Origin of the sequence: Paenibacillus sp. ICGEB2008, assembly GCF_000307675.1 — a bacterium.
GTDB classification, from domain to species: domain Bacteria; phylum Bacillota; class Bacilli; order Paenibacillales; family Paenibacillaceae; genus Paenibacillus; species Paenibacillus polymyxa.
The window spans coordinates 230,677-241,534 of the sequence record NZ_AMQU01000006.1; the positions used below are offsets into that span (position 1 = coordinate 230,677).

A 10,858-nucleotide genomic window follows, 5' to 3' on the forward strand; every position below is an offset into this window, starting at 1 on the left:
GTGTAATATATGTTAACGTTTGCATCAACAGTTTTTTATTGTTTTTTTAATATTGTGAAAAAAAAGTTCACACTTTTGTTTCAACTAAAAATACAGTTTTGCTAGACTGGGAAAATTTGATTATACTTAAACATTATACATATAATAGGAATAAAACTGTGAGAAAAGGTGGGTTTAGCGCATGGAGAGCGGGAAGCATTTGACAAGTTCAACTTCCGAACCATTGCAGGAAAAGCGACCGCGAATGAACAAGGAGATGATCGATTGGCTTAAGGCAATTATTGTTGCCATTGTGCTCGTGTTCATTATACGTTGGCTGTTATTTGCGCCATTTATTGTTGAGGGAGCATCCATGGAACCGAATTTCAAAACAGATGAACGAGTGGTCGTGAATAAGGTGATTTACGATTTTCGTGACCCCAAGGCAAGTGAGGTTGTTGTATTTCATGTAAAAAAGGAACAAAAGGACTTTATTAAGCGTGTGATTGGAGTGGCTGGAGATACGATTCAGTATCAAGGTGATCATCTTTATGTGAATGGTAAGAAAGTAGAGGAGCCATACATTCAAGAGGCTATCCAAGATGCTCACGCCAAGGGAGAATTATATAACAATGTGGACTTTCCAAACGGAACCATAACCGATTCCAAGGTTCCTGATGGGTATATTTTTGTAATGGGTGACCACCGCAATAATAGTAGGGATAGTCGTGCAATTGGTTTTGTTGCCATCAAGGATATTGTCGGACGTGCGGATGTGATCTTTTGGCCGATCGATAACGCGCAATGGGTTAAGCATAAATAAGGCCAGAGCGCCTAAGATGGGAGGTAGTTGCTCACTTTAGGCGCTTTTTCAAACTCATTATATGTTTTTCGTAAACGGGTCAGGCAACTTGCGCCAGTCCTGTTCCATTTCTTCAGGGGTTAGCAGTGTCTTATCCAAGCTACGCTCGATTTCTTCCCGGTTCATATCGATACCAATAAATACGAGTTTGGTAACCCGGTCGCCATATTTCTCATCCCAATCGGGTGTTTTTTCAAAATTTTCACCGAGATAGTATTGTCGTTCTTCTTCAGTCAAAGCAGACACCCATAGTCCTGCGCGTGCGAATTGTTTGGAGCTACCCGCCTGACTGAATGTAAAGGCAGTACGGTTTTGCGTGGCGAGCCACACTAATCCCTTGGAACGTACAACCTCAGTAGGCCATTGAGCCAGCCATTTTAACAAACGTTCAGGGTGAAATGGGATTTTGCGCTTGTACACAAACGAAGCAATGCCATATTCCTCTGTCTCCGGTACATGTTCATCCTTGTTCATTTCCTGTATCCAACCCGCCGCCTGACTAGCAGTTTCAAAATCAAAGCGATGCGTGTTTAAAATCTCTTTTGGGTCCACTCTGCCGTATTCAGAACGGATGATTTTGGCGTTCGGTTGAATGCTGCGCAGCACCTTTTCCAATCGTTCGAGTTCCTCTAAGGATACCAGATCGCATTTATTAATGATTAGCACGTCACAAAATTCCACCTGCTCTATGAGCAGATCAACGATGCCACGTGCATCCTCCATAGCCACTTCCTGCCCACGATCCTTAAGGGAGTCTCTAGAGTAGAAGTCTTTCCAAAATTCTGGCGCATTCACGACAGTGACCATTGTGTCCAATCGGGTCAGCTTGGTCAAATCAATTCCATTTTGCTCATCTACATAACTAAAGGTTTGGGCCACTGGAATGGGCTCACCTATACCTGTGGATTCAATAAGAATATAGTCAAACTTTTTTTTCGAGCGCCAGTCGCTCTACCTCTTTTAATAAATCTTCGCGCAAGGTGCAGCAAATGCAGCCGTTGGACATTTCCACCAGCTTCTCATCCACACGGGATAACCCTCCACCGTCACGAACGAGATCCGCATCCACATTAACCTCACTCATATCATTGACGATGACAGCTACCCGTAAGCCTTCCCGGTTGTTCAGTACATGGTTCAGCAGTGTAGTTTTGCCGGAACCGAGGTACCCACTTAGTACCGTGACCGGTATTTTCTCATCTCTTTCCATAGCGTTTGCCAACGTAATCACTCATCCCTTCGAAAGTTTCATAAAATGTTGACTGTGCAGTAGTAACTGTAATGCGAGATAGGAAAGCAGCAGCACCTTCTGTTTGATAACTTAATCGTAATAATTACGAATAATGAAATTAGTAAATCATTTATGTGGAGAAATGTCAAGGAAGGTGGAGCCAATCAGTCAAAAGGACTTGCGTAAACTTTACGCAAGTCCTCTGGGGGTCATCTGTAATGATGTAATTGCCTCAGCCTTTGACGGCCCCGGCCACTACGCCTTTAACAATGTATTTTTGCAGAAAGATAAATACGATAATGGAGGGCAGTACAGCCATTACCATTGCGGTCATAGCATATTGCCAGTCTGATGTATATTGCCCAACGAAAGTATAGGCAGCCAGCGTAAGCGTTTTGGTGCTGGGTGAGCCGTTAACCATGAGCAGCGGAAGCAGGAAATCGTTCCATATCCACATCACGTCGATAATAACAATAGTAGCGGTGACCGATTTCAGCAACGGAAAGATGACGGAAAAGAAAAGCCGAAAGCCTGAGGCTCCGTCGATCTTGGCGCTTTCGTCAATTTCGACCGGAATGCCTTTCACAAAGCCGTGATAGATAAACACTGCCAATGGGGCTCCAAAACCCCAGTACAGCAGGCCAAGTCCCCAAGTGCTATCTGCCAAATTCAAGTCTTTCGCCAGGCGCAAGACGGTCAGCATAATAGACTGAAATGGAATCAGCATCGGCATAATGCACAGCATGTAAATGGCGGAGCTCCACTTGCTTTTCGTCCGTGCCAGCTTATAGGCAGCGATGGAGGATATTAGCACAATGCCTGCCAGCCCGAGCACAGTAATAATCGTGTTATTCAGAAATAAGCGTGGATAGTCAATGAACTTCCATACGTATACGTAGTTATCCAGCGAAAGCTGCTTGGGCAGCGCAATGACGTCGGTCATGACCTCAGCGAAGCTTTTGAACGAATTGTTAATGGCGAGAAACAGCGGGTACAAAAATAACAGCGATAATACAATCATGCCCGCTTCCAGCAAAATACGTCCTGTACGGCTGCGTTGCATCAGGCTTCAACCTCCCTGCGTTTGAAAATAGACAATTGAATAATCGTAATGACCAGCACTGCAACGAATAAAATCAAGGCTTTGGCTGTTCCGTAGCCATACAGATTGTTTTGGAACGTATCTCGGTAAATATCATACGCAATGCTGTATGTCGTACCTCCTGGCCCACCGCCAGTCAGCGATAAAATGACGTCGAACACCTTGATCGAGTTGGTGAGTGCCATGAAGACCGAGATCGTAATCGAGGGTGCGAGCATCGGTAAAATAATACTGAAAAATCTCCGAATCGGCCCTGCCCCATCCACGATGGCAGCCTCTTTTAGATCCTCAGGTACAGATTGCAAGCCTGCAATATAAATGACCATGTAAAAGCCAATGGATTGCCAGATGGATACCGCCAAAATGGAAATAAACGCGAGCCCTTCCTCGCCTAGCCAACTGAGCTGGAAGATGCCCCAGCCTGTACTGTGCCCCAGTGATTCAAAACCTTGCATAAAGATGAATTTCCATATAAAGCCGACAATGACGAGGCTGAGGATATAAGGAATAAAGAAAGCCGCGCGCAGCCAGGCCGAGCTTTTGAGCTTCATGTCGAGGACGAGCGCCAGCAAAATGGCCAGCACGTTTACCAATACAATGTACAGAATGGCATATTTGATCGTAAACCAGGCTGCATGTGCAAAGTTAGCGTCTCCGAGCAGGATTTGCTTGAAGTTATCTAGACCTACGAATTTCGGATGTTTGGATATGCCGTTCCACTTGGTCAGGGAATAGCGTATCGTCATCAAAAACGGAATATAAAATGCAATTGTAATGCACAAAATTACGGGCAGTGTGAATAAACCAAATTCCAGCTTACTGCCCTTGTCGCCCCATGTTCCCCTTTTTTTCAGCATAACGCACCTCTTTTTCTCAGCATTTTCCGGTCTTTCGCTCCAAGCTGTTTAAGATATAATGAAAGTATAGGATAGCCCCTAGGGCCGGACCAATGGATTTAAGAAAACAGTTGAGGGTAAAAATGTGTACGCTTTCAAAAGGGGCGGTTATCATGATGTCAGGGCATACAGGAACAATTCTTCGTTCCATGTGGAGGCGGATTACGCAAAAATTAGTGAACAAGCTCATTCTACTTTTTACCTCGGTGATTATTCTGGTGGTGGGCTCACTCACGATTATTTCCTATCAGATGATTGAAAAGGAGTCGGTTAATCATAGCATCGCCAGCACGACGAATAATCTGCTGCTGGTCAATCAGAATTTGGAGGATTACTTGGAGGGAATGCAGCAGTTGGCCCTTCCACAGCTTCGCTATAACGATATCATGAACGCGATTGCCAATGAGAACCGGGACTACGCTGCACGAATGGTCATTGAAAATTACTTGCGCAACATGTTCTATTCCCGCAATGATCTGGAAGCGATTTATCTGTATGTGGCGGATCGGCATCAATACTACGTGGTGACTAGGGAAACGTACAATATTACAGTACGCAAAGGAATAAACACGGATATTCCCAAGCTTCCCTGGTATAAAGAGGCGATGGCTAGCACTGCTAACGAATCTTTTCAATCCTTTGTGGAGTCCCGCTCTGATATGGGCTATGTGGCGCCACAAGCCAGCTTTATGGCTTACCATCGAGTGCTGAGATCGATTGCATCCCGTCACCCGCAGGCAGTGTTGTCCTTTTATTACAACACGAGCTCCGTAGATGAAATCATGCGGAATATTCCACTGGGTAAAGGGGATCAACTGATGCTAATCAGCCCCAAGCGGGTTCCCTTTTATGTGAACAGCCTTCCGCTGTATGAACGAATGCATGATTCTGGCGTATTGGCCCAGATCGGAGAGGGAGGAAGCGGACAAGTAACGTGGTCAGACAGCAACAGCAACCAGGAGTATTTAGTCGTGTATGATGCAGGTGAAAAGGAAGGGTGGCAGCTCATCAAGCCGATTCCATATCGCCAAATTTATGAGGCAGCTACGACCACACGGAATTGGAGTTATGTCATCGGGGCTTTATTTTTAGGTGTGTCTATTATTTTGGTGACCCTGACCTCGAACGCAATTACCCGACCTTTACATAAGCTATCTACCCAGATGAAACGGTTCAGCACCGGAGATTTTGAGGCAAGGGCTCCTGTGAAGGGGCATGACGAGATTGCATATTTGTCGCTGCACTTTAACGAAATGGTCCAAAGAACCGAAGAACTTATTAATGAGCGCTATCGCATGAAGCTGGTCGAAAAGAATGCCATACTCAAGGCGCTGGAGGCTGAGATTAATCCCCATTTTCTGTACAATGCCCTACAAGCCATATCTACACAGGCATTAAAGCGGAAGATGTTCGATATGGCGGATATGGTGGATGCATTGGCCCAAACTTTGCGGTATTCCATCAACGGCAAGGATATCGTAGCTGCCCGCGAGGAGCTCAAGCATATCGAACGATATATAGGTCTGCAAAAGGCAAGATTCGGGGCGAGACTTCAGGTCGAAGTGGTATGGGAGGACACGCTGATGGAGCTGCCAATTCCGAGATTATCCGTGCAAACGTTGGTAGAAAACTCTATCAAGCATGCATTAGAAAAAGTATCAAGTGACATTCTGATCGTCATTTCAGCCGAATCGGGTGCTACAGACGCTACAATTGCAGTCAGGGACAACGGACCTGGAATTTCAGAGGACAAGCTGAAAATAGTGTTGGATTCGTTCCACGAAAAATGGGAAGAGCGGGAGAGCGAGCATATTGGCTTGAAGAATTTGAACACACGGTTGAAGCTTTTGTATGGAGATCAGGCAGGATTATTCATACTTACGGATGAAACGGGCACGGAAATGAGAATGCAAATTCCCCGGGGAGGAGTCGACCATGTATAACGTATTGATTATTGACGATGAAGAACCGTTACGAGAGGCCATTCGTATTGTTGGAGACTGGGATCGTCTGGGCATCGAACATATTTATGAGGCGACGAATGGAAGGTTGGGGATGGAACTGCTGGGTCAGCATCCTATCGATGTGGTGATGGTGGATATGAAAATGCCGGAGATGAACGGCATTGAATTTCTTCGTGTGATCGAAAAGGCATATCCCCATCTGCTGACCATTGTCATTAGTGGCTACAACGACTTTGAATTTACGCGACAAGCGATTCAATCACGGGTAGTAGATTATCTGCTCAAGCCTATCAACCGCCAGGATCTGAATCAGGCCCTGCGCAAGGCGGTGGACATTCTGGAAAGCCGCAAGCAAAGCCAAGACGAATTCATCAACCAGAGCATCACGCTGAATATGTCACTACCGAAGCTGAAAGAGAAGCTGTATGTATCCATTTTGGATGGCAGCTTTAAAAGGCAGGCCAATACGTCGTTGCTCCCACTAATTGGAGCCGATCGGGCGGAGAACCGCTTTGGGGTGATCGTGCTACGGTTACTGAACAGGGATGAGATTCGCAGGACTCGTTTTCATGGCGATGTCGATCTGATGGACTTTGCCGTAACTAATGTATTAGCGCAGACATCAGATGAACGGTTGCGTTGTTTTAGCTTCCCCCACCCGCGAAGAGAGCGTGAGGTCGTATCGATCTGTACTCTGGCCCCAGGACAAGAAGAACATATGTCCCTCCTACTGGCACAAGTGGCACAGAAGGCGGTTGCGAACCTGCATGGGCTGTTCAGTATGGTGGTAGCAGCCGGAGTGGGCAAGCTCTGTTCAGACGTAGTGGAGCTGGCTTCTGCGTATAGGGATGCCAAGAGGTTCATTCACAATACAGATGTGTTGAAGCTGGAAGGGGAATCTATTCTCCACACGGTACCCCGGCAAATGGGGACGTCAGAGGAAATGCCATGGACGGATCGGCTGTTGTCGATCCAAAAGGATGCTCAGACCGGCCAGGCCAACCGAGCAAAGGTACTTCTGGGCGATCTACTGAAACAATTGGCAGCTGGTCCTGTTTTCCGTTTACAGGATGCGGATCGATTGCTGCGGGAGTTTCATTTTTTACTGAGAGAAGCAGCGATTGAGCTGGGTACGCCTATGTCCGCGTCTAATCAGGAGGGGACTTTGGGGGAATTGGGTCGTGTGATTGAAGGCGAGCTGTCTGCTGATTTTGTGAGCTTTGCCGACTACAGCCAGAGACTATACCAGATACTGGAGCTCTACATTGCCGGGGTCCAACATGCACAGGCGGGTAACCAACCCTTTGATATTACAGAGATCAAAAGGTACATCGAGCGATACTATTTTGAAGATATCAAAATCTCGTTTTTTGCCGAAACCTATTTTTTGAGCCGGGAATATCTGATGAAGTTGTTCAAGCAGCAATTTGGTTACGGCATTCACGAATATGTACAGAAGGTCAGAATGGACAAGGCGAAGGAGCTCCTGGGTGATTCCAGCCTGAAAATTCAGGAAATTTCCGATATGCTCGGTTATAAGGATAAAAACTATTTCAGCAAGGCTTTTCGCAATTATTATCAGGTGTCACCTTCAGAGTATCGCGTGAGCCTGCAATAAACCACTTTTTTACCCTTAACGCTTCACTAATCTGCCTTTTTAAATGAGGCTATATTTTTTAGAATGAGCGCATGAACGTTGATCACAAACAGATGGGGGAGTATCCATGTTAAAGAAGATGATGGCGTTATCCGGCAGTTTGCTTTTGACGGTCGGTTTGTTGAGCGGATGTGGAAGTAGTGGTGGCACAGATGCGGCTAAAGAAAGCACTGGCGGCAAAGATGATTTGAAAACGGTTACAATAAACATGTTTACAGCCTCACCGGAGTATACCGATGCTTTTAATGCGTACATCGAGGAGTATAAAAAGGTCAAGCCTAATGTAAAGATCAATCTGGAGATCATGCAGGCAGACTACAACACCATTCTCAAGTCAAAAATAGCTTCAGGCAGTACACCGGATGTGTTCCAGACCACGGCCGGGGGCGACATCGACACCTATGCTGATTATAGCGCCGATCTGACCAATGAACCGCTGGCAGCAGCCATGACGGATGCCGTCCGGGCCAATATGAGTTCCAGTGACGGCAAAGTGCTGGGATTACCAGTCAAGGGGAACCTGTTTGCTTTGATTTACAACAAAGATTTGCTTACCAAGGCTGGAATAACCTCTCCGCCGAAGACGATTGCCGAGATGCAGGATGCTGTTACCAAGCTAGAGGCGAAGGGCATTACTCCATTTGCTAATGCATATAAAGAGTGGTGGGTATGGAAGCATATCTTCCAACACTATGTAGATGCTGCTGCGCAGGATGCCGGGGTAGAGCCAAAGCAGCTCGTTGATGATTTTATTGCAGGTAAAGCAAAAATCAAGGACTATCCAGTGCTGTACAACAACTTCTTTAGCTTCATTGATCTGACGGTGAAACATGGTACAGATAAGCCGCTGGAACGGGACAGCAATGCGGGAGTAAGTGATTTTGCATCTGGAAAAGCTGCATTTATGACGGGTAAAGGTGCGTGGGATGAGGAAGCGATCAAGAAAATTAACCCTGATCTCAAGATTGGCATCATGGGATATCCGGTGAGTGACAAAGCGGACCAATCGGTCATCATTACCGGTGCGGATCAGGCGCTACGTATCAACAAGGACTCCGAAGTATCCAAGGAAACGATTGAATTCTTCAACTGGCTGTACACTTCGGAATACGGTAAGAACTGGTTCTCCCAGGTAGCGAAGGTGATTCCTCCAATTAAGGATGCACCGCTTCCTGATCTGGAAATGCCTAAGGAAATGGATAGCATTTTGAAAACATCCAAGTCCGGTGATCTGTCTGTCAACTACTCGCTGGATACATTCCACCAAAAATTTGGTGAGCTGATGCAGGCTTATATCAGTGGTAACATGAACAAGGATCAGGCGGTTGCAGAGATTGAGAAGGCATGGGTCCAATTAGGCTCAGCACAATAAAATTGGTTTCGCAGAGGCGCCCGTAAGGGCGTCTTTTTGTGTTATGGCTAAGAGCCGGGAAAAATGTAGACAAAAAAATATTTAATAATATTTAAATATTTACTTGCAAAAAGTTATTAAGTTGTGGATAATAGATTGTGTGCAATATATCTATAATCTTACGATATACATAATGACTGCAAGGTGCAAATACGAAGGGATACCCCGGTTGGGGGAATCTCTTTGTTTCGTTTGGACTGTGCCGATTATGCTTATAATAGACCGTGTAATTTGGAACGCATTTTTAGTTATGTGGTAGAGATAAAAAGGAGATGAGCGTTTTGAAGACTTCGTTGTTTACACCGTACACACTCAAAGATTTGGAGTTAAAAAATCGTGTGGTCATGGCCCCAATGTGCCAATACTCGGTGACAGCCAAGGACGGAATTCCGAATGATTGGCATCATGTCCACTACCTAAGCCGGGCAATTGGAGGCACGGGTCTGATTATTATAGAAATGACGGACGTGGAAGCGGATGGGCGGATTACGGATTACGATCTGGGGCTTTGGTCAGATGAACATATTCCGGCGTATAAAAAGCTGGTTGACGGTATTCATGCGCACGGGGCCAAGGTTGGCATTCAGATTGCTCATGCAGGCCGTAAAGCTGAGGATGCAGCAGAGCCGGTGGCTCCTTCGGCCATTGCATACCCGGATGCAAATTATAAACAGCCGCGCGCACTGACCACAGAGGAAGTCCGTGGTATGGTACAAAAATTCGGAGACGCTGCCCGCCGGGCGGTTCAAGCAGGCGTAGATACAATCGAGCTTCACGGTGCACACGGTTATCTGATTCACCAATTCCACTCGCCAGTTACGAACAAACGAGATGACGAGTATGGTAAGGATTTATCCCGTTTCGGCGTAGAAGTCGTTCAGGCTGTGCGTAAGCAAATGCCTGCGGGTATGCCGTTAATCTTCCGCATCAGCGCGGTGGAATACGTAGATGGTGGATACGATGTGGATCATGCTATTGAACTGAGCCGCGCATATCAGGCTGCAGGCGTAGATATGATCCATGTCAGCTCGGGCGGAGAAGGCCCGGCTGGAGCCAGAAAACCAGGCAACTACCCGGGCTATCAAGTGCCGTTTGCTCGCCAAATCCGCGAGGCGCTGAACATCCCAGTAATCGCCGTCGGCATACTGGATGACCCAGCCTTAGCGCAGTCTGTAATCGGCAATAAGGATGCCGATTTGGTCGCTGTAGGACGCGGATTGCTGCGCGACCCTTATTGGGCGATTCATGCAGCGGTGGCGCTGCGCGGCGAGAAGCCTTCCGTACCTGAACAATATCAACGTGGCTACTGAGGCCTAAGTATTCCCACGTTGTTTATATATAAACAGGCACCTGCAACGAAGTGTACGCTTCGTCGGGTGCCTGTTTTGTATTTATGGACAGATGTTACAGTGTAAGCAACAAAGGACGATGAGTGTTCACATAAGATTAGTTTAATAAAGCTGTAAAACGTTGTCGCAAAAGGATGGATTTACGTGCTATAATTCCAGTAACAACAGAATGGCTTAGGTGGGCGGTCGGCTAAGTCTCCCGGAAGGGAGGTGATGCCTGTGGAGGTTAAGGATGCTCTGACATTAATGATGATGTTCGGCACGCTATTAATAGCGTTGATCGGGTTAATCGTTACGATTGTTATTGCGCTGAACCAAAACAAAAAGAAATAGACCGCCCTGCTCAAGGGGAAAACGGTCTATTTCTTTAGATCGCCTTTGAACAGCCGACCGCTCTTCAAAGCGGC

General features: G+C 46.4%; 8 protein-coding genes and 1 pseudogene. 6 read left to right on the forward strand and 3 right to left on the reverse strand.

Going from position 1 to position 10,858, the window contains the following annotated elements:
* The first annotated feature begins 181 nt into the window (after positions 1-181).
* Complete coding sequence (gene lepB / locus C400_RS0104555; protein ID WP_016822643.1) at positions 182-802, forward strand: signal peptidase I; 621 nt, start codon at positions 182-184, stop codon at positions 800-802.
* Between the two features lie 57 nt (positions 803-859).
* On the opposite strand, the pseudogene C400_RS0104560 reads toward lepB, so the two are convergent.
* The 3 genes and pseudogenes from C400_RS0104560 to C400_RS0104570 form a co-directional block, all read right to left on the reverse strand.
* A pseudogene (locus C400_RS0104560) lies at positions 860-2,051 on the reverse strand (GTP-binding protein).
* Positions 2,052-2,304: 253 nt separating this feature from the next.
* Positions 2,305-3,135 carry a carbohydrate ABC transporter permease gene (locus C400_RS0104565; RefSeq protein ID WP_013373701.1) on the reverse strand — a complete coding sequence of 277 codons (831 nt, stop codon included), beginning with the start codon at positions 3,133-3,135 and terminating at the stop codon, positions 2,305-2,307.
* Positions 3,135-4,031 (reverse strand): carbohydrate ABC transporter permease, encoded by an 897-nt coding sequence (locus C400_RS0104570; protein WP_016822645.1) that lies wholly within the window; start codon positions 4,029-4,031, stop codon positions 3,135-3,137. The genes C400_RS0104565 and C400_RS0104570 overlap by 1 nt, the downstream gene beginning before the upstream one ends.
* Before the next feature lie 122 nt (positions 4,032-4,153).
* Between C400_RS0104570 and C400_RS0104575 the strand changes: the two genes are divergently transcribed.
* The 5 genes from C400_RS0104575 (at position 4,154) to C400_RS27370 (ending at position 10,784) form a co-directional block, all read left to right on the forward strand.
* Complete coding sequence (locus C400_RS0104575) at positions 4,154-6,013, forward strand: sensor histidine kinase (protein WP_016822646.1); 1,860 nt, start codon at positions 4,154-4,156, stop codon at positions 6,011-6,013.
* Positions 6,006-7,652 (forward strand): response regulator transcription factor, encoded by a 1,647-nt coding sequence (locus tag C400_RS0104580; RefSeq protein WP_016822647.1) that lies wholly within the window; start codon positions 6,006-6,008, stop codon positions 7,650-7,652. The genes C400_RS0104575 and C400_RS0104580 overlap by 8 nt, the downstream gene beginning before the upstream one ends.
* Positions 7,653-7,758: 106 nt before the next feature.
* Positions 7,759-9,063: an ABC transporter substrate-binding protein gene (locus C400_RS0104585; protein ID WP_016822648.1), complete on the forward strand. Its 1,305-nt coding sequence runs from the start codon at positions 7,759-7,761 to the stop codon at positions 9,061-9,063.
* Between the two features lie 320 nt (positions 9,064-9,383).
* The gene (locus tag C400_RS0104590; RefSeq protein WP_016822649.1) at positions 9,384-10,412 is read left to right on the forward strand and encodes an NADH:flavin oxidoreductase/NADH oxidase; all 1,029 of its coding nucleotides are present in this window, start codon (positions 9,384-9,386) and stop codon (positions 10,410-10,412) included.
* A gap of 258 nt (positions 10,413-10,670) precedes the next feature.
* On the forward strand, positions 10,671-10,784 hold the full coding sequence (locus tag C400_RS27370) for a putative holin-like toxin (protein ID WP_016822651.1): 114 nt from the start codon (positions 10,671-10,673) through the stop codon (positions 10,782-10,784).
* Positions 10,785-10,858: the final 74 nt, after the last annotated feature.